Genomic DNA, 22,353 nt, shown 5'->3' with positions numbered 1-22,353 from the left:
CGCCGTCTGGTTGAACTGAACCCTTATGCGTCCGTCACTGCTCGATCCTCTCTTCGGCCGCGTCGCCGCGCTGCCCGGCGTCGGGCCCAAGACCGCTAAGCTTTTCGACCGGCTGCTCGCCAGGCCGGGCGCCGAGGCGCGCCTCGTCGATCTGCTGTTCCACCTTCCGTCGAACGTCATCGACCGCAGCGCCCGGCCGACGATCGCCGCCGCGCCGCTCGATACGATGGTCGTGCTGAAGGCTTGCGTCACCGAACATCGCCGACCCCAAGGCCGCTTTTCGAAATCGCCCTATCGCGTGCTCGTCGAGGACGACACCGGCGATGTCGAACTTGTGTTCTTTCTCGCCAATCCCGACTGGATCGAGCGCAGCCTGCCGCTTGGCGCGACGCGCTGGGTATCGGGACGCATCGAGCTTTACGACGGCCGCCGCCAAATCGTGCATCCGGACCGCGTGCTGGATGAAGCCGGATTTGCAAAACTCCCCGCCTTCGAAGCTGTCTATGGACTCACCGAAGGGTTGCAGGCGCGCTATGTCCTGCGCGCGAGCGAAGAGGCGCTGGCGCGCCTGCCGAGCCTTCCCGAATGGCAGGACGTAAGCGTTCTTTCCGCCAACAAGCTTCCCACCTTCGCCGAGGCGCTGCGCGCCGCGCACCGGCCCGCTGGCGCCGACGCGCTCTCGCCGGAGCATCCGGCCCGCCAGCGTCTCGCGCTCGACGAGTTGCTTGCGAGCCAGCTCGCGCTGCGGCTGATTCGCGCCAAAATGCGCCGACCGCAGGGTCGTGCGCATAAGGGCGACGGCCGCTTCGCCGGCGCGATCGAGTCGGCGCTGCCCTTTCGCCTGACGCGCGCGCAGCAGCGCACGCTCGAAGAGATTCGCGCCGACCTCGCGTCGGACAAGCGCATGCTGCGGCTGGTGCAGGGCGATGTCGGCTCCGGCAAAACGGTCGTCGCAGCGCTGGCCATGGCGAGCGTCGCCGAGACCGGCCGCCAATGCGCTTTGATGGCGCCGACCGAAATCCTCGCGCGCCAGCATTATGAACGGCTCGCACCGCTGCTCGAGCCGGCGGGATTGCGCGTCGCGCTACTGACCGGCCGGATCAAGACAAGCGAGCGCGCGGCGCTCCATGCGGCCATCGGAGACGGCGAGGTCGATATCGTCATCGGCACGCATGCGCTCGTGCAAAGCGATTTCGCCTTTTGCGACCTCGGCCTCGCCGTCGTCGACGAGCAGCATCGCTTCGGCGTCGAGCAGCGGCTGGCGCTCGGCGCCAAGGGCGACGCGGTCGACGTTCTGGTGATGACCGCGACGCCGATTCCGCGCACCTTGGCGCTGACCGCCTTCGGCGACATGGACTGTTCCGCGCTCGACGAAAAGCCGCCCGGCCGCACGCCGGTCTCGACGCGCGCGCTTCCAGCCGAAAGAATCGACGAGGTGGTCGCCGGACTTCGGCGCGCCTTGACGCAAGGCGCGCGCGCCTATTGGGTCTGCCCGCTCGTCGAAGAGAATGAGGACCTCGACCTCGCCGCCGCGCAGGAGCGCCACGCCGATCTTGCGAAGCTGTTTGGACCGGCGGTCGGCCTCGTTCACGGCCGGATGAAATCCGCCGAAAAAGACGCCGTGATGGAAGGCTTCCAGCTCGGCGACATCAAAATTCTGGTGGCGACCACGGTGATCGAGGTCGGCGTCGACGTTGCGGAAGCGACCATCATGGTCATCGAACACGCCGAGCGCTTCGGCCTTGCGCAACTCCATCAATTGCGCGGGCGCGTCGGGCGCGGCGCGGCGGAATCGTCTTGCCTGCTGCTTTACAAAGGCCCGTTAAGCGAAGCCGCCAAGGCGCGCCTGATGATCATACGCCAAACTGAAGACGGATTCCGCATCGCCGAGGAAGATCTGCGCCTGCGCGGCGAAGGCGAGATACTCGGCGTGCGTCAGGCCGGTTTGCCGAGCTTTCGTCTCGCCGATCTTGCCGCTCATGCGCGGCTCCTCGCCATCGCCCGCGACGACGCGGAATTGATCCTGCGCCGCGATCCCGAGCTTTCGAGCGAGCGAGGCCAGGCGCTGCGCGCCCTGCTTTATCTATTCGAACGCGACGAAGCCGTCCGCCTCCTGCGCGCCGGTTGACGTTGCGCCGTCATCGCGAGCGAAGCGAAGCAATCCAGCACCGCGCGACGATTGCTGGATCGCTTCGTCGCTGCGCTCCTCGCAAAGACGCAAACATCAAATCCGACGCGCGACGATCACCCGGTTGCTGTTGACGCCCTTTACATTATTGGCGACGCCCCAGCAGTTGCTGGTCTTCGTGAAGCTTTGCGCATTGACCAGCACGCCAAGCCTTTCGAAAGGAAGATCGTCGAGAGCGCGCCAGACCAATTGCTCAAGAGGAAGCGCGCCGCCCCTGACTTCGCCGACCTCATAAGCGACATGGCCGCCGGGCTTTAGGACCCGGGCAAGTTCCTCGAAAACCGTCCGCGTCATCGCGCTCCAGTCCTGCGGCGCGCGAAGCTGCGACAGGCTGATGCGCACGCCGTCGATCCCGGCGAACCAGTTGCGCAGCCAATTGTCGCCGCGATAGTCGACGACATCGAGGAAGGGCGGCGAGGTGACGACGAGATCGACGGTCGCGTCGGCGATATGCGTCAAAGAGGCGGCGTCGGCCACCGCGAGCCGCGCGTCGCAGGCGTGCGGCGCGCCTTGCGCGAGCAGCGCGCGCGATTTCTTGTAAATCAGCTCAGCGATGTCGCGACGCGGCGGCGTCTGTGCGCGGCGCGCGTTGATCCTCAGTTGCGCCTTAACCGACACGGCCTGGTTCGGCGGCATCGTATAGACCGAAAAGAACCCCGATGAGTGGCCAGTCAATCGATTGAGCGCCACCATTCGAATCCAATCGTCGACGGCGTCGAGGCCGCCGTCCTTTTCGCGCGCGAGTAAATAGCGGCGCAGCGCGCAAATCCGACGCAGCGTCTCAACATGAAAGAAGGCGAGAAGATCGTCGCGCTCGATCTCGCCGCGGCCCCAGGGCGCCGCCGCGAGCCGCGCCTCGATCTCGTCAAGCGCGGGAAGGTTCAGCCGCGGCCGCGTCAGCAGCAGCGACAGCGGGTTGGCGTCGGAGCCGATCGCCTGTCGGCCCATCAGCGCCGCCTGCAGAATGCTGGTGCCGCGGCCCATGAACGGATCGCAGACGACGTCTCCCGGCTGCGTCAGCCGATCGATGAAGAACGCCGGCAGTTGCGGCTTGAAACAGGCGCGATAGCTGATCTCATGCAGCGGATTCGCGCGCCTTTGCGCCGAGGTCCAAAAGGCGTTGACGTAATAGGGAATGGCTTCGGCGATGACGACGCTTGTCGGCGCGCCGAAATCGGACCGACGCAGCTCCAGAAAAAATCCGGAATCGGTGAATTCTAGAGCGGCGCTCATGCCTCACTCGCGCCGACGATCGGCGAGACTCGGCAACGACTTGATCCTCGCGCCGGCCGCGCGGCGCGCGAGCGACAGCTCATATTGAGTTTGCAAATCAAGCCAATCCTCGGGATCGACCCCGAACCAGTGTCCGAGCCGCAGCGCCGTATCGGCGGTGACGCCGCGCTGCCCGTTGATGATGGCGGTGACTCGATTGACCGGCACGTCAATATCGCGCGCCAGGTCAGACGCCGTCAGTCCGAGGTCCTGCAAATGACGGGCAAGAATTTCGCCGGGGTGCGACATTCCAATCTCCATCGACGCCAGTTTGGGCTTTACCGGACGCGCGCGAACGCTCTGGCGTCGCAGCCGCGTCACGCGGCGTGCGCTTTCGGGCGCTTCCCCCCTTACGCCGCTCAAAAATCTCCTGGTGAGTTCTTCATGATAGCGGCCCATGCTCCGCCCCCGCCGAATATAGTTTGCGTAAACCATATTATCCGGCCCGTAAATCTTCTCCCGCGCTACGCGCTTTCGCCTTCGATCCATCCGGACTTAGTTTCGGCGATGAAGTCAGCAAGACGACCGGCGGCGATCGCCGCCCGCAGCCCGGCCATCAATTCCTGATAATAGGCGACATTGGCCTGGGTCAGCAGCATCATGCCGAGAATTTCCCCAGCTTTGACGAGGTGATGCAGATAGGCGCGCGAATAGTCGCGAGCGGCGGGACAGGACGATTTCTCATCGAGCGGCCGCGGATCGTCGGCGTGGCGCGCATTGCGCAGCGTCACTCTGCCGTACCGAGTGTAAGCAAGGCCATGTCTGCCGGCGCGAGTCGGCATCACGCAATCAAACATGTCGATTCCTCGCGCGACGGCCTCAACGATATCGTCCGGCGTCCCCACGCCCATCAAATAACGCGGCTTCGATTCGGGCAAATGCGGGGCGGTCGTCTCCAACATGTCGAGCATAACGTGCTGAGGCTCGCCGACAGCAAGGCCGCCGACGGCGATTCCGTGGAAGTCCATGGCGGCGAGCGCCTTGGCGCTTTCGATGCGAAGGCGCTTCGACTCGCCGCCCTGCACGATGCCGAAAACCGCCCTGCCCGGCCGCTCGCGAAACGCCTTGCGCGAACGCTCGGCCCAACGCAACGACAGGCGCATGGCCCGCTCAGCTTCGCTTTCGGAACAGGGCAGACGCACGCATTCGTCGAGCTGCATCTGAAGGTCCGAACCGAGCAGTTCCTGAATCTCCATCGAGCGCTCGGGTGAAAGCTGATGGCGCGATCCGTCGATATGCGATTGAAAGGTGACGCCGCTTTCATCGAGCTTGCGCAGCTTGGCCAGCGACATCACCTGAAAGCCGCCAGAGTCGGTCAGGATCGGATAGGGCCAGCGCATGAATTGATGCAGGCCGCCAAGCCGCGCGATCCGCTCCGCGCCTGGCCGCAGCATGAGGTGATAGACATTGCCGAGGAGAATGTCGGCGCCGGCGGCGCGCACATCCTCGGCGAACATCGCCTTCACCGTCGCCGCAGTGCCCACCGGCATGAAGGCCGGGGTGCGGATCGCGCCGCGCGGCGTCATAATCTCGCCCTGGCGCGCCAAACCGTCGGTCGCGTGAACGGAGAAGAAAAAATCCTGCGTCATACGACAGCCGTTTGAACGGCTCGGCTGTCATTCCCGACGCGCGCGCAAGGCGCGCGATCGGGAATCCAGAGCAAAACCAGCGTTCCTGGATTGGCTCTGGATTCCCGGTCAGGCCTTCGGCCTGCCGGGAATGACAAGGCCCGAGCGAACCGATCAGGCGCAATTCCTATCATTTGTCGTCCTTTGCGCCGAGCGCGGCGATCTTCACGATGCGGTAGAGGCCGCTGTCGCGCTCATTGAACCATATGACGAATTCAGACCCGACCTTCACCGTCGCTTCGCGCAGATTCGTTCGCCAGCTTTCGCCGCGCCCGAAGTCGATCCCGCCGTCGCGACGCAGGATAAAGGGACGCGCGCTATCGCTGTCGAGCGCGAAGGCGCCGAAAAGGTCCCATGTCGAAACGATGCGCGTCTCCTCGATCCGCGCGTCGATCGTCATCGGCGCTTCTCTTGGATCGTCGCGCCAGAGCGCCAGGATGCGCCGATCACTAGAATCATTCATGTGTCGCAACGCTCAAGCAGACAGGCGTCGCCATAGGAATAGAAGCGATAGTCGCTTTCGATCGCATGCGCATAAGCCGACTTCATGCGCTCAAGGCCGGCGAAGGCGGCGACCAGCATGAACAGCGTCGAGCGCGGCAGATGGAAATTGGTGAGCAGCATGTCGACGGCGCGAAACCGATATCCCGGCGTGATGAAAATGCCGGTGCGATTGGCATAAGGTATAATCCGGCCGGCGTCGTCCGCCGCGCTTTCCAAAACGCGTAGCGCCGTCGTGCCGACCGGGATGATCCGGCCGCCCTTCGCCCGCGCGTCGTTGAGCGCCTGAGCCGTCGCCGCGTCGACCCGCGCGAATTCCTCGTGCATCCTATGCAAATCCGTGTCTTCCGCCTTCACGGGAAGAAAGGTGCCGGCGCCGACATGGAGCGTCACGCGATGCAGGCTGACGCCGCGCGCATCGATCGCTTCGAGCAGTTGCGGCGTGAAATGCAGGCCGGCGGTGGGCGCCGCAACGGCGCCAGCTTCGCGCGCGAACATCGTCTGGTAGTCGGTTTCATCGCGCGCGTCGGCCGCGCGCTTGCCGGCGATATAGGGCGGCAGGGGCATCACGCCCGCCTGCTCTATCGCCGCATCGAGCGCCGGTCCGTGAAGCTCGAAAGCGAGCATGATCTCGCCGTCGTCGCCCTTCGCTTCGACGCAGGCGTCGAGTTCGCCGCCATGGCCGACAAACCGAACGCGATCGCCAATGCTAAGCTTTTTCGCCGGGCGCATCAGCGCCCGCCAGCGTAGGGCGTCGAGCCGTTCGATCAGCGTTGCTTCGACATTGGCGCTCAATTCGCCGCGCAGTCGCCGGCCGGCAAGGCGCGCGTGAATGACGCGGGAGTCATTGGCGACGAGCGCGTCCCCCGGCTGCAGATAGTCCGGCAGATCCAGCACGCGCCGGTCTTCGAAGTCGCCAGTCGACGGCGCGACCAGCATCCGCGCGCTGTCGCGCGGGCTTGCCGGCCGCAAGGCGATGCGATCCGCGGGAAGCTCGAAGTCGAAGAGATCGACGCGCATCGAGGCTCAGATAAAGATGGCCGGGACGGGCCCGGCCATATCGCGCGTCCATTGTAGCAAGGACGCTAGCCCAGCGTCGCCTTGACGATCTTGTCGGGATCTTTCACCGGCTCGCCGCGCTTGATCTTGTCGACATTCTCCATGCCGGAGACGACCTCGCCCCACACCGTATATTTATTGTCGAGGAAGCGTGCGTCGTCAAAGCAGATGAAGAATTGCGAATTGGCGCTGTCGGGACTTTGCGCGCGCGCCATCGAGCAGGTTCCCCGCACATGCGGCGCGCTGTTGAACTCGGCCTTTAGGTCCGGATATTTCGAACCGCCACTGCCGGTGCCGTGCGGGCAACCGGTTTGCGCCATGAAGCCGTCGATCACCCGGTGAAAGACGATGCCGTCATAGAAGCCTTCCGAAACCAGCTTCTTGATATGCGCGACGTGGTTGGGCGCGAGGTCTGGACGAAATTTGATGACGACCGGCCCTTTCGTCGTCTCAAGCGTCAGTGTGTCGGCGGCTTCGGTCATTAGCGCTTCCTTCGTTTCTTGGCGGCTCTTTCAATCTCAGCTCTCGTCGCCGGCGACGCGCATCTTGATGATCTTGTCGGGATTGTCGACCATGCCGTTGTTCGACTTCTCGCCCTTCTTGATCTTGTCGACGACATCCATGCCCGACACGACTTCGCCGAACACCGTATATTTGCCGTTGAGCTGCGGCGCGTCCGCGTAGCAGATGAAGAACTGCGAATTGCCGGAATTCACGTCCCCGCCTTCGCGCGCCATGCCAACCGTGCCGCGCTTGAACGGCGTATCGGTAAATTCCGCCTTCAGGTCAGTATAGCGCGAACCCTGCATGCCGGTGCCGGTCGGGTCGCCGGCCTGCGCCATGAAGCCGTCGATCACCCGATGAAACACGATGCCGTCGTAGAAATGCTCCTTGGCGAGCTTCTCGATCCGCTCGACATGTTTGGGCGCGAGATCAGGCCGAAGCTTGATGGTGATGCGGCCATCCTTGGTGTCGAGATAAAGAAGGTGATCGTCGGCCGCCGTAGCGGGCGCGGCGTAAAGCGCGGCGGCGGCCGCGGCGGCGAGAACGAGACGGCGGGTCAGTTTCATGAAGCCTCCCTAAGTATTGTTGCGCCTGTTGACGGCGCGTTCGAGCGCTGCGACGGAAGCGGCCGGCGCGAAGGCCGACACGTCGCCGCCAAGCGCCGCGATCTGGCGCACGAAGGTTCCGCTGACATGGCGTAGCCCTGGCGAAGCCGGCAGGAAAATCGTCCGAATGTCGGGCGCGAGCGTCCCGTTCATCCCCGCCATCTGCATCTCATAGTCGAAATCGGCGCCGTCGCGCAAACCGCGCAAAATCGCGCAGGCGCCATGCTGGCGCGCGGCCTCGACGACGAGGCCGTCAAAGCCCGCCACGTCGAAGGCGCAACCCGAACAAAGCGCGGCGCAGGCGTCGCGAATGGCCGCCGCGCGCTCCTCGAACGAAAGCCAAGGCTTCTTGCCGTGGTGCACGCCGATCGCGACGACGATCCGATCGAAAAGCGCCGCGGCCTGCGCCATCACGTCGAGATGGCCGAAGGTCAGCGGGTCGAAAGAGCCGGCGTAAAGCGCGGTCCGCGCGGTCGTGGCAGGGGCGGCGGTCATCGCAGCGGTATAGGGGATTTCGTCGCCTTCCGCGAGGCGGCGGGGCGCGGTCGGCTCTTCCGCCGGCCTCCCGCGCCAGGACTTGCCAAACGCTGCAATTCGGCGCCGCTCGCACTCCCTGGCTGAGAATGGAGCGCTACAATAGTCCGGCGCGTTCGGCGAAAAGATCCCGGACGCCTGCGAAGGAGACTCCAGGATGGGACTTTTGGATTTTCTGACCGGCAAGGGCAAACAGGCGCCCGCTTCCGGCGCGCCCCAACAGTCGGCCGCGGCGACCCCGGCGGCGCAAGAGAAGCCTGCGGACGGCGGCGCCGCTGCGGCCGAGACCTTCTACGTCGTCAAGGAGGGCGACACGCTCTGGAAAATCGCCGAAACGCACTACGGCGCCGGCAAGGGCGCCAAATATATGGAAATTTTCGAAGCCAATCGGCCGTTGCTGAGCGATCCCGACAAGATCCAGCCCGGTCAGCGCTTGCGTATTCCCCATGCTGCGGCCGGACCCGTGGCCGCCGGCGAGTGGCAGCCTCCATCCGAAATCGCCGGCAAGCAGAGTTAAACGGCGCCGTCGACTTTTGAGAGAGCTGAGTCAGGCCGAGCCGGACGGCCCATGGACGACAATCACGCCTTCGTCGCTTCGAAGGCGGGGACGGCGCGCATGAATTTTTCGAGCCAGGCGACGAGACCCGGATGTTTCGTCCGCCATTCGCCCACGAAGCGCAAATCCAGATAGCCCAGCGCACAGGCGACCGAAATATGGCCGATATCGACGGGACCCGCCGGAGGCGCCGCTTCGAGCGCGTCGAGCGCGCGGTCGATCTTGCCCTGCTGATGCGCGATCGCCTCGCCAGAGCGCAAGGCCTCGGGCCGACTGACGGATTCATAGCGGATCAGTAGCGCCGCGTCGTTGACGCCGTCGCCGAGCGCCTGCAAGCGCAATGCGGTGAAGCGAGCCGACGGATCGGCGGGAATAACGCCGCCGCCGGCGAGATGATCCAGATATTCGACGATAACCCGGCTGTCGTAGAGCGCCGAACCGTCCTCCAAAATCAGAGTCGGGATTTTGCCGAGAGGATTTTGTCGACGCAGACTGTCGGCCGGATCGGTCGCGTCGGCGGCGGCGACTTCGATTCTTTCTGAAAGACCGAGCAGGTCGGCGGCGATCCGAACCTTGCGGGCATAGGGCGAGGCCACAGAAGAGCGGAGGATCAGCATAGGCGGTTCCTATCATTCGCTTATCGAACCAACAACAGCGTTGAATTTCGCCAATTAACCTTGTGGACCTCGCACACTTGATAACGGCGCGGGATGAGCCAGATGTCGAAAGGCCGGACGCTCGGGGCCGCGTGCGGCGATGAATCCTTTTGCTGGGAGAGGCTGAAATGGAACGCCGCACCTTCATCACAGCGCTGATTGCTGGTCTTGGCGCAACTTTTGTCGCCACGCAGGCGCAGGCGCTTTCGGGGCTCGCGCCGCCCGTCAAGGAGGGAATGACGCCAGCGCGGCCGGAGTTCGGCGTCGCGACGCCGGAAGACATGGCGAAAGCGCAGGTCGAAAAAACCTGGTGGCGACGTCGCTGGGGTTGGCGGCGCTGGGGATGGCGGCGGCCCTATTGGGGTTGGCGACGTCGCTGGTACTGGCGTCGCCGTTACTGGTACTGAGTTAGCCGCAAGGACGCGAGTCTGCGCAAAATGTCCTTCCGAGACCGGCGCGGTCGGCCTCGGAATTCTTATCGCGTCACTCGCCGGCGAGCCACGCCGCCTGAGCGCCCGCGTCATCTCCCTGCGCCAGCCGCTCGGCGAGAAAGCCGAGAATCGTCTTCGCCTCCTGTTCGAAAACGAAGGGCGGATTGACGACGACCATGCCGCAGCTTCGCAAGCCCTCTTCGCCGCCGCCGATGCTGAGCGACAGCCGCAAGATGCGTCTTATGCCGCTACCCGTCAGCTGAAGATAGAAGTTGCGAACGTCGGATTCGCTTTTCGACGGATGCCACAGCGCGTAAATGCCGGAACTCCATTTCGCATAGGCATTCGTGAAGGCGTCGAAGGCGGCGTCGAACTCGTCTTCGCGTTCGAAAGGCGGATCGATCAGAACGAGCCCGCGCCGCTCCTTGGGGGGCGCATAGGCGCCAAGCCCCATATAGCCATCGATCTGAATCGTCTTGATGCGCGCGTCGCGCGCGAACCGGCGGCGCAACGCGGCGAAGGCGTCAGGCCTTAATTCACAGAATATGGCGCGGTCCTGCGGACGCATCAATTTCTGCACGATCGTCGGCGAACCCGGATAGAGCGCGGGCCTGCCCTCCGGATCGAGCGGTCCGAGACAAGCGAGATAAGGCGCGAGCAGTTCGCGAACCGCTTCGCTCGCGTCGGGCAGCGCCGCGAGACGGCCGACGCCGCCGCGCCATTCGCCGGTGCGCCGCGCCTCATCCGAGCAAAGGTCGTAGGCGCCCTCGCCCGCATGGGTGTCGATCACGCGAAACGGCGCTTCCTTGCGTTTGAGATAGACCAAAAGCCGCGCGAGCAGCGCATGTTTGAAGACATCGGCGAAATTGCCGGCATGAAACCCGTGGCGATAGTTCATATGCGCTATAGCGGCGCGGGCGCGCTGATTTCGCGAATGTGACAGCCGCGCTGCGCGACTTCCGGACGGGCGCGAAATTCGCGCAAATCCTTGGACAGGCAGATGCGCACGCCGTCCATGATTCCCTTGCGGCAGGACACCGCCATCATGCCGGGACGCAGCCTGGGATTGGCTTCATAAAATGCGCGCTCCACGTCGATCGGCGTAATCTTCTGATCGCGTGCAGGTTTGACGAAGAGCGGCGGGATGGTGACCGCGGCGTTCGCGCGCGCCACGTCGGAAAAATAGTCGCTTGGGCTTTTGCCGGCGCAGGTTCCGTGTTTTCGCCACTCATGGCGGGCGAGCCCTTCGTCGGGAAATAACCCCCCCGCCTTTTCCAGCGCGACGCGCGATGGCGAGCGCGCGCCCGGACATTCGCCGAGAGAGCCGCCCCGCTCCAATTGTGGCCAAAGTCCGTGGACGACGAAACCAAGTCCCTTTCCTGGTTCGCATTGGTCGCGCGCGCCCTCGACGTTTTCGCAGAACCCCGGCGACCAGCTCAGCGCCAGAACATAGAAGTCGAAGTCGCGCGCGGCGGCGCCGGTCGGTGAAGCGCCACGATTCCCGCAACCCTCCGCAGCGCATTCGCCTTCCTTCGCCACGGCGTCGCCAACCCAAGCGCAGGAAGCCATAAGAAAGGCCATCGCCGCGCAGCTCTTGAAAGCTCTTCTCATGTCGAGCGACTCTGCAAATTGGACGCCTACGGCCCTGCGGCGCGGCAATTGGGGCTGAAGGCGTGATTGGGGTCAAGACCGACGACGCACCATGTGACGCCCGGTCCCGCGCCGATAAAGCCCAGTCCTTCGCCAATATTGTAGACGACCTCGCGTCCGACGCCGTCGTTGAACAGGGCGCGTCCGCGACAATACCGCCGCGGAATATAGCTCAGCCCGTTGTTGCGCACGCCCGCCTCGGCGACGCCTTCGAAACTCACGATCGCCAGCGGCGAATTCCAATACCCGGCCTCTCTCGCGGCGAAATCGTAGACAATTCGGGCGAGAATGATCGGATCGGCGCAATAAGGCGTTTGCCCCGAGTAGGGCAGGATTCGATATTCCGCCGGCGGATTTTCTTCGCGCGCGGGCTGCGCAGCCGCGGTCGCCGCGCCAAACGCGAGAAGCGCGCCCGCCGCCGCTCGCGCCCAGACCTTGCCCATTCCGGGATTGCCGCGCCGCATCTCGCTTCTCCTCGGTCCCGCCAAATCGCTGACGATTGACGCCAAAACGGCCCCGCGCGTCAAGGCCGTGGAACACGGCGTCAACGCCGTCAGCCTCGCAATTAACCGAAGCATTGCTACGAGGATGTCAAGGCGCTCGGGACGCGCTATAATGGCCCGCATGTCGATCAGCGTACAGAGCCTGCGCCGCGTCCTCGTGCTCTTTATTGGCGCATTACTGACGATTGCGGCGCCCGACGCGTCCTTCGCGCAGGACCCCTTTACGGAATTCTTCGGCGGGCTTTTCGGCGGTCCGCCGCACGGCTATGGGCATCGCGGCGAGCCGCGGGTCCGGCGGATCATGCCGCATCGGGAAAATCGCGGGCCCACCTATTGGCACGGCCAGACCGACAACCCTCGCCGCGCCGCCAAGCGCACGGACGGCGCGACGACAGACCAGTCGCAGACCGCCGCCGCCACGCAGCCGACATTCTTCGTCGCGACGGTCGGCGATACGCTGGGCCAGCTTCTCGCCGACGGCCTTAAGGAAGGATTCTCGGATCGCCCCGACGTGGCGATCTTGCGAATGGGCAAGGAAAGCAGCGGCCTTGTCCGCGACGACTTCTATGATTGGCCGAAGTCGGCGAAGGAGATCGCCGCCGACGCGCAAAAGATCAATGTCGCCGTGGTAATGCTCGGCAGCAATGATCGTCAGGCGATTCAGCAGGGTCAGGAATCCTATGAGCCGCTGTCGCCGCGCTGGCGGGAAATCTATGCGGCGCGCGTCGACGCGGTGATCGCGGCCTTCAAGGAAAAGAACATTCCGGTCATCTGGGTCGGTCTGCCGGTCATGAAAAACGAGCGCCTGTCCGCCGACATGGCGCAGCTCAACGAAATTTTCAAAGCCCGCGCGGCCCACGCCGACATTCCCTATGTCGACCTTTGGGACGCGCTGACCGACGAACATGGGCAGTACAGCGCGTTCGGGCCGGACATCAACGGTCAGATCGTTAAGCTGCGCTCGGCCGATGGCGTGCATTTTACCGAGGCCGGCGCGCGCAGCGTGGCGCATTTCGTCGAAGGCGAGATCAAGAAATATTACGACGCCTATCGGCAACAGGCGCCGGTCGCCGGCGTTCCCGCGGCGACGCCCTCCGAGGAGTCGAAGGACGCGGCCGCGCCGCAACAGCCGGTGGCGGCGGCGCCGGCGAATGGCCAGCCGATCATCTTCCGCTCTCCCGTGGGCGGTCCTTCGGCCGCCCCGACCTTGCCTGAACGGCCGGCGGTCGGCCCCGCTCAACAGCTGACGGGCGTCGGCTCGGCGACCGAACTCGCCAAAAAAACGCCGGCCGTCAGGCCGGTCGACCCCGGCGCGCCGGCGCAGGCGCTCGTTCGACATGTCTTCGTCGAGGGCGGCGATCAAAGCCCGCGCGACAATCGCGCCGACGACTACAGCTGGCGTCCGCCGGCGAACGCCGCTACGCCGCCCAATTAACGATTTGTGCGTTTGCGCACGGAACGCTTTTCGGGGGTTCTGCATTGTCTCTGCACAACAGGGAAATTGTGGAGCCCCCGTTATGTCCCACCTTGAGTTCGCCGCCCGTCGCTTTCTGAAGGTCGCCGCCGTCGCCGCCTTCGCGGGTCTTTCATTGACCGCCGCAAACGCCCAGGAACGCTCCTTCATGGCGCTGTTCGGTCTGGCGGACGGGACTCAGCAGGACTCGAGCGCCGCCTATTATGACGCGCGCGCGCAGCAGGCCTATGACGGCAGGGAACAGCAAGACTATGCCGCGCAGGATCCGCGGTCCTACTACGCCACCCAAGAACCGCAGCAGGGCTATTACGGCTCTCAGGACCAGCAGGCCTATTACGCTTCCCAGGACCCGCAAGCCTATTACGGCGACCAGGACGAGGCGCGGCTCGCCCGCGAATATCCGACCACGACGCGCGAGATCGTGCCGGACCCGACCAATGAGCGTCCCGGCACCATCACCGTCGACACCAGGAACCGCTACCTCTATCTCTCGATGGCGAATGGACAGGCGGTGCGCTACGGCGTCGGCGTCGGCCGTCAGGGCTTCACCTGGAAAGGCCGCACCCATATCGGCCGCAAGGAAGCCTGGCCCGGCTGGACGCCCCCGGCGGCGATGTTGAAGCGCCGGCCCGACCTGCCCCGCCACATGGCCGGCGGCGAGGACAATCCGCTCGGCGCGCGCGCCATGTATCTCTATTCGGGCGATCGCGACACGATGTTCCGAATCCACGGCTCCAACGAGCCCTGGACGATCGGTCAGGCGGTGTCTTCCGGCTGCATCCGCATGCTGAACAATGACGTGACCGATCTCTTCAGCCGCGTGAAGGTGGGCACGACGGTCGTCGTTCTGTAGGCGAGCCCTGCGTCAAAAAGAAAGGCTCCGGTCTTCGGGGCCTTTTTTGCGCCTACTCCAACGAGCAATTGAATACGAGGTTGGTGAGCGCCGAAAAGGTCACCTGGACGAATATCCATATGCCGATCAGCGTCCAGGCGAGTCTGTATTTCTCGCGGCCGTAAAGAAACGCGCCGATCAGCGGCAGGATAAGGAAGAAGAACTGCCAGGGCGTGCTGACGAAAGTGTCGCAATACCAGAGATTCAGTTTCTCGCTGACCATTACTCTCACCTTGGCAGGTTGGTTTCGCCCATCAGGAATTCATCCACCGCATGGGCGCATTGGCGGCCTTCGCGAATGGCCCAGACGACGAGCGACTGACCGCGCCGCATGTCGCCGCAAGCGAAGATTTTCTCGCCGGACGCCCGATAGGCGCTCGTGTCGGCGGCGACATTGCCGCGGGAATCGAGCGCGACCCCGAGCCCTTCCAGCAGACCTTCGCGCACCGGCGACACGAAACCCATCGCGAGCAGCACGAGATCGGCTCTGATCTTGAAGTCGCTTCCGGGCTCTTCCTGCATCTTGCCGTCGACGCGCACGCAGCGTAGCGCCTTCACCGCGCCGTCCTTGCCTTCGAATTCGCGAGTCAGCACCGAAAATTCCCGCGCCGACCCCTCGTCGTGTGAGGAAGAGGTGCGCAGCTTCAGCGGCCAGTCGGGCCAAGTGAGCAGCTTATGCTCCTTCTCCGGCGGGCGCGGCATGATTTCGAGCTGAGTCACCGAAAGCGCGCCCTGGCGCACCGACGTCCCGATGCAGTCCGAGCCGGTGTCGCCGCCGCCGATGACGACGACATGCTTGCCGGTGGCCAGGATCGGCTCATTGGTCGAGAGCGGCTCGCCAGAGACCCGACGGTTCTGCTGAGGCAGAAAGTCCATCGCGAAATGAACGCCGCGCAATTCGCGGCCGGGGACCGGCAAATCGCGCGGCTGTTCGGCGCCGCCGGCGAGCACCACCGCGTCATGGCCGGCGACGAGTTCGTCGGCTGAGAGATCGACGCCGACATGGACGCCGCAATGAAACGCGACGCCCTCCGCCTCCATCTGCTGAACGCGGCGATCGATGAGACTCTTCTCCATCTTGAAGTCAGGAATGCCGTAACGCAGCAGGCCGCCGGGCTTCGCGTGCTTTTCATAGACATGCGCGTCATGGCCGGCGCGCGCGAGTTGCTGCGCCGCGGCGAGCCCCGCCGGTCCGGAGCCGACGACCGCGATTTTCTTGCCCGTCTTGCGCTTGGGTGGTTCGGGAACGACCCAGCCGTGCTCAAATCCGCGGTCGACGATCGCACATTCGATGGTTTTGATCGTGACTGGCTGGTCCTGGAGATTCAGCGTGCAGGACGCCTCGCAGGGCGCCGGGCATACGCGGCCGGTAAATTCAGGGAAATTGTTGGTCGAGTGCAGATTGACCAGCGCGCGCCGCCATTCGCCATGGTAGACGAGGTCGTTCCAGTCGGGAATCTGGTTATTGACCGGGCATCCGTTGTGACAAAAGGGAATGCCGCAATCCATGCAGCGCGACGCTTGGTTGCGCGTCGTTTCATCAGACAATGGAATGACGAATTCGCGATAGTGGCGAATGCGGTCGGCCGCCGGCTTATATTTGCGGTCCTGCCGGTCAATCTCGAGAAACCCGGTCACCTTACCCATTTTTTCTCGCACCTTTCGCGCCTCGACCGCGGAGGCGACGGCATTTCATAACGGCGCGGCGGTCTTCCGCCGCAAGCGAATTCGCATTCCGGCAAAAGCGCCCGGAGCCGCCGCAATCTTGGATGTTTTCTAAACGCTTTCGAGGCGTCGGCGTCAAGCCGCGAAGCTTCGAAGCGAACCGCGCCGTCACGCGAAACTATTGGGTCCTGGCCTCATGCCGCCGACGACAGGCGCGACGCGGCGAAGCTGATCCTCCTTGACGCGGCTATGCAGCAATTTCACCTGCCGCTGCGCCTTCGCCTCATACAGCGCTTCGTCCGCCACCGCGAGCAGCGCCTCGGCGTCCGCGCCGTATTCCGGCACCAGAGCGACGCCGACGCTCACGCCGATGGTTGCGCGAACGCCGTCGCCCAGATCATACGGCGCCGATATGGAATTGGTCAGCCGCTGGCTGAGCTCCGCCGCCTGCTCGCTGGTAAAGCCCTTGGCGAGGACCACGAATTCGTCTCCGCCGATCCGCGCCGCCACGTCGGTGGCGCGTAAGGACTGGCGAAGGCGCTCCGCCGCCAGTTTGAGAAGCTTGTCTCCGGTGGCGTGACCATAGGTGTCATTGACGCTCTTGAAATTATCGAGATCGAGGAAAAGAACCGCGAGATCGCCGCCATGCGGGGGCGCGCCTTGCAGGCCGGCGTCGACGGCGGCGGCAAGGCCGACCCGGTTCGACAGGCCGGTGAGCGCGTCGTGCTTGGCGCGGTGGTCGTTCTCGCGTTCAGCCAGCATCGTCGCGACAAGCATCTTGTTTAGATTGTAGGCAGCGGCGATCATAGCGGCGAGGTAGAACGGAATCTGAAGGAACACGAGGTAAAATAAGGGTTCGCCGGAGAGAGCGGCGCCCGGCAGAAACGGGCCGAGGCTGGTGAGGATCATTGCGCCAGCGAGACGTGGCGCGCCAAAATTGCGAAATCCAATACCGCCGGCCATGCCGGTTCCAGAAAGACAGGCGAGAGTCGCACAAACCCAGTCGCCGCTCGCAAGGCTGATGAATGCGCCGTAGCCTACGCCGCTGCTCCAAAAAAGCTGGAGCAGAAGATAAAGATCGGTCGGCGTGGGGCGATGCGCGAGCGCGGCGCGACGGGAGACGACCAAGACGATCAGACGCATGGCGCCGAGCGCGATTTCGAAAACGAACCAGGCGATGAAAGGCATCGTCTGTTCGCGCGCGGCGATCGCTCCTGCGACGAAGATCGTGTTGACGATTCCGCCGAAGAACACAGGAAGAGTCCCGAAAAGACCGCCGATCAGTTTCAGCTGGATCTCAACGGGAGCGCCTGGACTCGGGCTAACGAGCCAGCGCATCGCATCCCAGCGCGGCATGCTGTAAACCCTGGAGTCGTCTCGCATCAGGCTTCCCAGCCGCCGTTAAGGAAAACTGCCGAGTTTAAATCGACTTAGCTAAACGCGCCTATTTTGCAATTCTTGCCAAAAAACGCAAGGCGGCGCTCGCGCGCCGCCTCGCTAGTCTCACTGCGCCGGCGTCACTCGCCGGCGGCCCTCAATTGCTGAGGCTGTTTCCTGCGCGCATTCAGCTCGTTGAGCGCGCGCCGATATTCGACCGGCATCACCTTGCGGAACCTGCCCATGTAATTTGGCCAGTCCTCGAGAATGTCGCGCGCCCGCGTCGAGCCGGTATAGCGCAGATGATTGGCGATCAGCTGGCGCAGACGTTCGGCGTCGAAGCGCGTCATATCGCTCATCACGTCGACGCGGCCATGGCCTTCGAGATCGCCGGACTGGTGATAGGTCTCGGTCATGACGGCCTCTTCGCTACGCACCGGCTCGAGATCGACCATCGCGAGGTTGCAGCGCGTTGAGAAAGCGTCGTCCTCGTCCAGCACATAGGCGATGCCGCCCGACATGCCGGCGGCGAAGTTCCGGCCGGTCTGGCCGAGCACCACCACGACGCCGCCTGTCATATATTCGCAGCCATGGTCGCCGACGCCCTCGACGACGGCGATCGCTCCAGAGTTGCGCACCGCGAAACGTTCGCCGGCGACGCCGCGGAAATAGCATTCGCCGGCGATGGCGCCATAGAGCACCGTATTGCCGACGATGATCGAATTCGCCGGGTCGATCTGCTTCGCCGCGCGCGACGGATGGACGATGAGCTTTCCGCCCGAGAGGCCCTTGCCGACATAGTCGTTGGCTTCGCCTTCGAGACGCAGCGTCACGCCGCGCGCGAGAAAGGCGCCAAAGCTCTGGCCCGCCGTTCCGGTCGCGCGAATGTCGATCGTGTCCTCGGGCAGTCCCGCATGGCCATAGATTCGCGCGACCTCGCCGGAGAGCATCGCGCCGGTGGCGCGATCGACGTTACGAATCGGCGTCTCGATCGAGACCTTTGCGCCGCGATCGAGCGCCGCGCGCGCTTCGGCGATAAGCTTGTTGTCGAGGACCTTGTCCAGTCCATGGTCCTGCGCGGCGCTGTGCCGAATGGCGGCGCCCTCTCCTTGCGGCTTGAAGAACAGTTTGGAGAAGTCGAGCCCGCGCGCCTTCCAATGCGCGATCGCCTCCTCCTTGTCGAGCATTTGCATCTGCCCGGTCATCTCGTCGAAGCTGCGGTAGCCCATGGCGGCCATGAGTTCGCGCGCTTCTTCGGCGACGAAGAAGAAATAGTTGATCACATGTTCCGGCAGGCCAACGAAGCGCTTGCGCAGGACGGGGTCCTGAGTCGCGACGCCGACCGGGCAGGTGTTGAGATGGCACTTGCGCATCATGATGCAACCCGCCGCGATCAGCGGCGCCGTCGCAAATCCGAACTCATCCGCGCCAAGCAACGCGCCGATCACCACGTCGCGGCCGGTGCGCAGGCCGCCGTCGACCTGCACGGCGATGCGCGAGCGCAGATTATTCAGCACCAGCGTCTGATGGGTTTCGGCGAGGCCGATTTCCCAGGGCGAACCCGCGTGCTTGATCGAGGTCAGCGGCGATGCGCCGGTGCCGCCCTCGAAACCGGAGATCGTCACATGGTCGGCGCGGCCCTTCGAGACGCCCGCGGCGACGGTGCCGACGCCCACTTCCGAGACGAGCTTCACCGACACATTGGCTTTCGGATTGGCGTTCTTGAGATCGAAGATCAGCTGCGCCAAATCCTCGATCGAATAAATGTCATGGTGCGGCGGCGGCGAGATCAGGCCGACGCCCGGCGTCGAGTGACGCACCTTGGCGATGACCGCGTCGACCTTGTCGCCGGGCAATTGACCGCCTTCACCCGGCTTCGCGCCCTGCGCCATCTTGATCTGAATCATGTCGGCGTTGACGAGATATTCGGTTGTCACGCCGAAACGTCCCGAGGCCACCTGCTTGATGGCGCTGCGCATCGAATCGCCGTTCGGCAGCGGCTTGAATCTGTCGGGCTCTTCCCCGCCCTCGCCGGTGTTCGACCTGCCGCCGATGCGATTCATGGCGATGGCGAGCGTCGTATGCGCCTCGCGCGAGATCGAGCCAAACGACATCGCGCCGGTCGAAAAGCGCTTGACGATCTCGCTTGCCGGCTCGACCTCATCGAGCGGAACCGGCGTGCGGCCGTCCTCTTCGGCGCTCTTGATGCGGAAAAGACCGCGCAGATTGAGAAGCTTCTCGTCCTGCTCGTTCAACAGCTTGGCGAAGGCGCGATATTTATCCTGCGCATTGCCGCGCACCGCATGCTGCAACAGCGAGACGGTCTGCGGCGTCCAGCTGTGCGCTTCGCCTCTAATGCGGAAGGCGTAATCGCCGCCCACATCCAGCGCCTCCTTGTAGACGGGCGCGTCGCTGAAGGCGAGACGATGGCGGCGCACGGTCTCGCGGGCGATCTCCTCGAGCCCGACGCCTTCGACGCGCGTCGTCGTGCCGGTGAAGAACTCGTCGACGAAGCTTTGCGCAAGTCCGACCGCGTCGAAAATCTGCGCGCCGCAATAGGACTGATAGGTCGAGATGCCCATCTTGGACATCACCTTGAGCAGTCCCTTGTCGACCGCCTTGATGAAGCGCTTGACCGCCGTCGGACCATCGACGTCGGGGGGAAACTCGGCCGCCGAGGCGATCAGCGTCTCAAACGCGAGATAGGGATTGATCGCTTCGGCGCCATAGCCCGCGAGGCAGCAGAAATGATGGACCTCGCGCGCCTCGCCGGTCTCGACGACAAGGCCGACGGAGGTGCGCAGCCCTCTGCGGATCAGATGATGGTGCACCGCCGCGGTGGCGAGCAGCGCGGGCACCGGAATGCGATCGGGCCCCACCATTCGGTCTGAGAGAATGATGATGTTATAGCGGCCGCTGACCGCCTCCTCGGCGCGTTCGCACAGTCGCGTGATCGCCGCGCGCATGCCCTCGGCGCCCTTCTTGGCGTCATAGGTCACGTCGATCGTCTTGGTGTCGAAACTGTCCTCGACCGTGCCGATCCAACGGATTTTTTCGAGGTCTTCGCTCGTCAGGATCGGTTGGCGCACTTCCAGGCGCTTCTTCTTCGCCGAGCCTTCATGGTCGAGGATGTTGGGCCGCGGGCCGATGAAGGACACGAGGCTCATCACCAGCTCTTCGCGGATCGGATCGATCGGCGGATTGGTCACCTGCGCGAAGTTCTGCTTGAAATAAGTGTAGAGCAGCTTCTCCTTGTCGGAGAGCGCCGAGACCGGCGTGTCCGTGCCCATCGAGCCGACCGCCTCCTGGCCGGTGACGGCCATCGGGAAGAGCAGAAGGTCGAGATCTTCCTGCGTGTATCCGAAGGCTTGCTGGCGATCGAGCATCGACACGTCCCAGCGCGCCGGACGGGTATCGACGGGCTTCAAATCCTCAAGCTGAATCTGCGTGCGGGCCAGCCACTCCTTGTAGGGATGAGAGCCCGACAGCTCCTTCTTGATCTCGTCGTCCGAGATGATGCGGCCCTGCTCGAGGTCGACGAGCAGCATTTTTCCGGGCTGGAGGCGCCATTTGGCGACGATCTTCTCTTCGGGAATGGTCAGCACGCCCATTTCGGACGCCATGACGACAAGGCCGTCGTCGGTGACGAGATAGCGCGCCGGCCGCAGCCCGTTGCGATCCAGCGTCGCGCCGATCTGCAGCCCGTCGGTGAAGGCCATTGCGGCGGGACCGTCCCACGGCTCCATGAGCGCGGCGTGATGCTCGTAGAAGGCCTTGCGGTCGGCGTCCATCAGCGGATTGCCGGCCCAAGCCTCGGGGATCAGCATCATCACCGCATGGGCGAGGGAATAGCCGCCGCGCACCAGGAATTCGAGCGCATTGTCGAAACAGGCGGTGTCGGACTGGCCCTCATAAGAGATCGGCCACAGCTTGCTGATCTCGTCGCCAAAGAGCGGCGAGGAGACCGACGCCTGGCGCGCCGCCATCCAGTTCAGATTGCCGCGCAGCGTATTGATTTCGCCATTATGCGCGACGAAGCGATAGGGATGCGCCAGCCGCCACGACGGGAAGGTGTTGGTCGCGAAGCGCTGATGCACGAGCGCCAGCGCCGAAATGAAACGCTCGTCTTTCAAGTCGAGGAAATATTCGCCGAGCTGGGAAACGAGCACCATCCCCTTGTAGACGATGGTCCGCGACGAGAGGGAAACCGCGTAAAATTCCCGTCCGCCGTTGCCGAGCGCGTAGATTTCGTTCGAAGCGGCCTTGCGCGCGAGATAGATGCGCCGTTCGAAATCGTCGGCGTCGGCGACGCTGGGGCCGCGGCCAAGGAAAATCTGCGCGTGATGCGGCTCGACCGACTTCACCGCCGCGCCGAGATCGCTCGAATCGACCGGAAGGTCTCGCCAGCCGAGGACGACGAGCCCTTCTTCCTTGGCCGCCGACTCGATAATGCCGCAAGCTTTGGCGCGGATCTCGGGATCGCGCGGCATGAAATATTGACCGATCGCGTAATCGCCGGCGGCGGGAAGCTCTATGCCGAGCTTTGCGCATTCCGCCTTGAAGAATTCATGCGGGATCTGCACGAGAATGCCGCAGCCGTCGCCGAGCTTGGGATCGGCGCCCACGGCGCCGCGATGGTCGAGATTGAGCAGGATGCGCAATCCCATTTCGACGATCGCATGCGACTTCTCATTGCGCATGTTGGCGACGAAGCCGACGCCGCAAGAGTCGTGCTCCTTGGCGGGATCGTAAAGTCCCTGCGCCGGGGGAAGAGCGGGATCGCGGCCGAGCGGCTGCGCTCCGGCTTCAGCGAAATGCTCGGCGGCTTTCGTCATCTCGGCGTCTCCTCGACGGATCG

General features: G+C 64.1%; 20 protein-coding genes and 1 pseudogene. 5 read left to right on the top strand and 16 right to left on the bottom strand.

Annotated features, from left to right (window positions below; genetic code table 11):
* The first annotated feature begins 25 nt into the window (after positions 1–25).
* Positions 26–2,128 carry an ATP-dependent DNA helicase RecG gene (gene recG, locus U1E20_RS05005; RefSeq protein ID WP_409979478.1) on the top strand — a complete coding sequence of 701 codons (2,103 nt, stop codon included), beginning with the start codon at positions 26–28 and terminating at the stop codon, positions 2,126–2,128.
* A 96-nt stretch (positions 2,129–2,224) separates the two neighbouring features.
* Here the strand turns inward: recG and U1E20_RS05000 are convergent, their stop codons facing one another.
* The 8 genes from U1E20_RS05000 to coaD form a co-directional block, all read right to left on the bottom strand.
* Positions 2,225–3,421, bottom strand: coding sequence for a DNA methyltransferase (locus U1E20_RS05000; protein ID WP_409979477.1), 1,197 nt, complete (start codon positions 3,419–3,421; stop codon positions 2,225–2,227).
* A gap of 3 nt (positions 3,422–3,424) precedes the next feature.
* Positions 3,425–3,859 (bottom strand): HigA family addiction module antitoxin, encoded by a 435-nt coding sequence (locus U1E20_RS04995; RefSeq protein ID WP_409979476.1) that lies wholly within the window; start codon positions 3,857–3,859, stop codon positions 3,425–3,427.
* Positions 3,860–3,924: 65 nt separating this feature from the next.
* A complete protein-coding gene (gene tgt / locus U1E20_RS04990) occupies positions 3,925–5,049 on the bottom strand; it encodes a tRNA guanosine(34) transglycosylase Tgt (RefSeq protein ID WP_409979475.1) in 1,125 nt (374 codons plus the stop codon).
* Positions 5,050–5,218: 169 nt separating this feature from the next.
* Positions 5,219–5,551 (bottom strand): hypothetical protein, encoded by a 333-nt coding sequence (locus U1E20_RS04985; RefSeq protein WP_409979474.1) that lies wholly within the window; start codon positions 5,549–5,551, stop codon positions 5,219–5,221.
* Positions 5,548–6,609, bottom strand: coding sequence for a tRNA preQ1(34) S-adenosylmethionine ribosyltransferase-isomerase QueA (gene queA, locus U1E20_RS04980; RefSeq protein WP_409979473.1), 1,062 nt, complete (start codon positions 6,607–6,609; stop codon positions 5,548–5,550). Before queA ends, U1E20_RS04985 begins: the two co-directional genes overlap by 4 nt.
* A gap of 65 nt (positions 6,610–6,674) precedes the next feature.
* Complete coding sequence (locus U1E20_RS04975) at positions 6,675–7,130, bottom strand: peptidylprolyl isomerase (protein ID WP_409979472.1); 456 nt, start codon at positions 7,128–7,130, stop codon at positions 6,675–6,677.
* A 36-nt stretch (positions 7,131–7,166) separates the two neighbouring features.
* Positions 7,167–7,718: a peptidylprolyl isomerase gene (locus tag U1E20_RS04970; RefSeq protein ID WP_409979471.1), complete on the bottom strand. Its 552-nt coding sequence runs from the start codon at positions 7,716–7,718 to the stop codon at positions 7,167–7,169.
* A gap of 9 nt (positions 7,719–7,727) precedes the next feature.
* Positions 7,728–8,252 carry a pantetheine-phosphate adenylyltransferase gene (gene coaD, locus U1E20_RS04965; RefSeq protein WP_409979470.1) on the bottom strand — a complete coding sequence of 175 codons (525 nt, stop codon included), beginning with the start codon at positions 8,250–8,252 and terminating at the stop codon, positions 7,728–7,730.
* 280 nt (positions 8,253–8,532) lie between these two features.
* On the opposite strand from coaD, the pseudogene U1E20_RS04960 reads away from it, so the two are divergent.
* Positions 8,533–8,808: pseudogene (locus U1E20_RS04960) on the top strand (LysM peptidoglycan-binding domain-containing protein); the annotation flags it as partial.
* Between the two features lie 62 nt (positions 8,809–8,870).
* Here the strand turns inward: U1E20_RS04960 and U1E20_RS04955 are convergent.
* Positions 8,871–9,464, bottom strand: coding sequence for a glutathione S-transferase family protein (locus tag U1E20_RS04955; protein WP_409979469.1), 594 nt, complete (start codon positions 9,462–9,464; stop codon positions 8,871–8,873).
* A gap of 167 nt (positions 9,465–9,631) precedes the next feature.
* On the opposite strand from U1E20_RS04955, the gene U1E20_RS04950 reads away from it, so the two are divergent.
* Positions 9,632–9,910 carry a hypothetical protein gene (locus tag U1E20_RS04950; protein ID WP_409979468.1) on the top strand — a complete coding sequence of 93 codons (279 nt, stop codon included), beginning with the start codon at positions 9,632–9,634 and terminating at the stop codon, positions 9,908–9,910.
* Positions 9,911–9,986: 76 nt separating this feature from the next.
* Here U1E20_RS04950 and U1E20_RS04945 read toward each other — a convergent pair whose 3' ends face one another.
* From U1E20_RS04945 to U1E20_RS04935, 3 genes are read right to left on the bottom strand one after another with little or no spacing between them, the layout of a single operon-like run.
* Positions 9,987–10,832 carry a 23S rRNA (adenine(2030)-N(6))-methyltransferase RlmJ gene (locus U1E20_RS04945; RefSeq protein WP_409979467.1) on the bottom strand — a complete coding sequence of 282 codons (846 nt, stop codon included), beginning with the start codon at positions 10,830–10,832 and terminating at the stop codon, positions 9,987–9,989.
* 5 nt (positions 10,833–10,837) lie between these two features.
* Entirely contained in the window at positions 10,838–11,515 is a 678-nt protein-coding gene (locus tag U1E20_RS04940; protein WP_409979466.1) for a ribonuclease T2 family protein, read from the bottom strand.
* A gap of 56 nt (positions 11,516–11,571) precedes the next feature.
* On the bottom strand, positions 11,572–12,048 hold the full coding sequence (locus tag U1E20_RS04935; RefSeq protein ID WP_409979465.1) for a hypothetical protein: 477 nt from the start codon (positions 12,046–12,048) through the stop codon (positions 11,572–11,574).
* Positions 12,049–12,199: 151 nt separating this feature from the next.
* Here U1E20_RS04935 and U1E20_RS04930 point away from each other — a divergent pair, with 151 nt between their 5' ends.
* The gene (locus U1E20_RS04930; protein ID WP_409979464.1) at positions 12,200–13,522 is read left to right on the top strand and encodes a DUF459 domain-containing protein; all 1,323 of its coding nucleotides are present in this window, start codon (positions 12,200–12,202) and stop codon (positions 13,520–13,522) included.
* Between the two features lie 82 nt (positions 13,523–13,604).
* On the top strand, positions 13,605–14,414 hold the full coding sequence (locus U1E20_RS04925) for a L,D-transpeptidase (protein ID WP_409979463.1): 810 nt from the start codon (positions 13,605–13,607) through the stop codon (positions 14,412–14,414).
* 52 nt (positions 14,415–14,466) lie between these two features.
* Here U1E20_RS04925 and U1E20_RS04920 read toward each other — a convergent pair whose 3' ends face one another.
* The 4 genes from U1E20_RS04920 to gltB all read right to left on the bottom strand — a co-directional run bounded on the left by U1E20_RS04920 (position 14,467) and on the right by gltB (position 22,330).
* Complete coding sequence (locus U1E20_RS04920; protein ID WP_409979462.1) at positions 14,467–14,676, bottom strand: hypothetical protein; 210 nt, start codon at positions 14,674–14,676, stop codon at positions 14,467–14,469.
* A gap of 5 nt (positions 14,677–14,681) precedes the next feature.
* Entirely contained in the window at positions 14,682–16,100 is a 1,419-nt protein-coding gene (locus U1E20_RS04915; RefSeq protein ID WP_409979461.1) for a glutamate synthase subunit beta, read from the bottom strand.
* 186 nt (positions 16,101–16,286) lie between these two features.
* Positions 16,287–17,501 (bottom strand): diguanylate cyclase, encoded by a 1,215-nt coding sequence (locus U1E20_RS04910; RefSeq protein WP_409979460.1) that lies wholly within the window; start codon positions 17,499–17,501, stop codon positions 16,287–16,289.
* 134 nt (positions 17,502–17,635) lie between these two features.
* A complete protein-coding gene (gene gltB, locus U1E20_RS04905; protein ID WP_409979459.1) occupies positions 17,636–22,330 on the bottom strand; it encodes a glutamate synthase large subunit in 4,695 nt (1,564 codons plus the stop codon).
* Positions 22,331–22,353 lie beyond the last annotated feature (23 nt).

Source organism: Methylocystis sp., assembly GCF_046349115.1.
Classification (GTDB): domain Bacteria; phylum Pseudomonadota; class Alphaproteobacteria; order Rhizobiales; family Beijerinckiaceae; genus Methylocystis.
Note: the sequence above shows the minus strand (reverse complement) of the source record. Positions and strands in the feature narration are given on the sequence as shown.

Coding starts and splice junctions, on each gene's coding strand:
- U1E20_RS04910 (WP_409979460.1), bottom strand. CDS start 17,501: ATGCGAGACGACTCCAGGGTTTACAGCATGCCGCGCTGGGATGCGATG.
- U1E20_RS04985 (WP_409979474.1), bottom strand. CDS start 5,551: ATGAATGATTCTAGTGATCGGCGCATCCTGGCGCTCTGGCGCGACGAT.
- recG (WP_409979478.1), top strand. CDS start 26: ATGCGTCCGTCACTGCTCGATCCTCTCTTCGGCCGCGTCGCCGCGCTG.
- U1E20_RS04940 (WP_409979466.1), bottom strand. CDS start 11,515: ATGGCCTTTCTTATGGCTTCCTGCGCTTGGGTTGGCGACGCCGTGGCG.
- U1E20_RS04935 (WP_409979465.1), bottom strand. CDS start 12,048: ATGCGGCGCGGCAATCCCGGAATGGGCAAGGTCTGGGCGCGAGCGGCG.
- U1E20_RS04925 (WP_409979463.1), top strand. CDS start 13,605: ATGTCCCACCTTGAGTTCGCCGCCCGTCGCTTTCTGAAGGTCGCCGCC.
- U1E20_RS04930 (WP_409979464.1), top strand. CDS start 12,200: ATGGCCCGCATGTCGATCAGCGTACAGAGCCTGCGCCGCGTCCTCGTG.
- gltB (WP_409979459.1), bottom strand. CDS start 22,330: ATGACGAAAGCCGCCGAGCATTTCGCTGAAGCCGGAGCGCAGCCGCTC.
- U1E20_RS04945 (WP_409979467.1), bottom strand. CDS start 10,832: ATGAACTATCGCCACGGGTTTCATGCCGGCAATTTCGCCGATGTCTTC.
- coaD (WP_409979470.1), bottom strand. CDS start 8,252: ATGACCGCCGCCCCTGCCACGACCGCGCGGACCGCGCTTTACGCCGGC.
- U1E20_RS04950 (WP_409979468.1), top strand. CDS start 9,632: ATGGAACGCCGCACCTTCATCACAGCGCTGATTGCTGGTCTTGGCGCA.
- U1E20_RS04920 (WP_409979462.1), bottom strand. CDS start 14,676: ATGGTCAGCGAGAAACTGAATCTCTGGTATTGCGACACTTTCGTCAGC.
- queA (WP_409979473.1), bottom strand. CDS start 6,609: ATGCGCGTCGATCTCTTCGACTTCGAGCTTCCCGCGGATCGCATCGCC.
- U1E20_RS04970 (WP_409979471.1), bottom strand. CDS start 7,718: ATGAAACTGACCCGCCGTCTCGTTCTCGCCGCCGCGGCCGCCGCCGCG.
- U1E20_RS04975 (WP_409979472.1), bottom strand. CDS start 7,130: ATGACCGAAGCCGCCGACACACTGACGCTTGAGACGACGAAAGGGCCG.
- U1E20_RS05000 (WP_409979477.1), bottom strand. CDS start 3,421: ATGAGCGCCGCTCTAGAATTCACCGATTCCGGATTTTTTCTGGAGCTG.
- U1E20_RS04915 (WP_409979461.1), bottom strand. CDS start 16,100: ATGGGTAAGGTGACCGGGTTTCTCGAGATTGACCGGCAGGACCGCAAA.
- U1E20_RS04955 (WP_409979469.1), bottom strand. CDS start 9,464: ATGCTGATCCTCCGCTCTTCTGTGGCCTCGCCCTATGCCCGCAAGGTT.
- U1E20_RS04995 (WP_409979476.1), bottom strand. CDS start 3,859: ATGGGCCGCTATCATGAAGAACTCACCAGGAGATTTTTGAGCGGCGTA.
- tgt (WP_409979475.1), bottom strand. CDS start 5,049: ATGACGCAGGATTTTTTCTTCTCCGTTCACGCGACCGACGGTTTGGCG.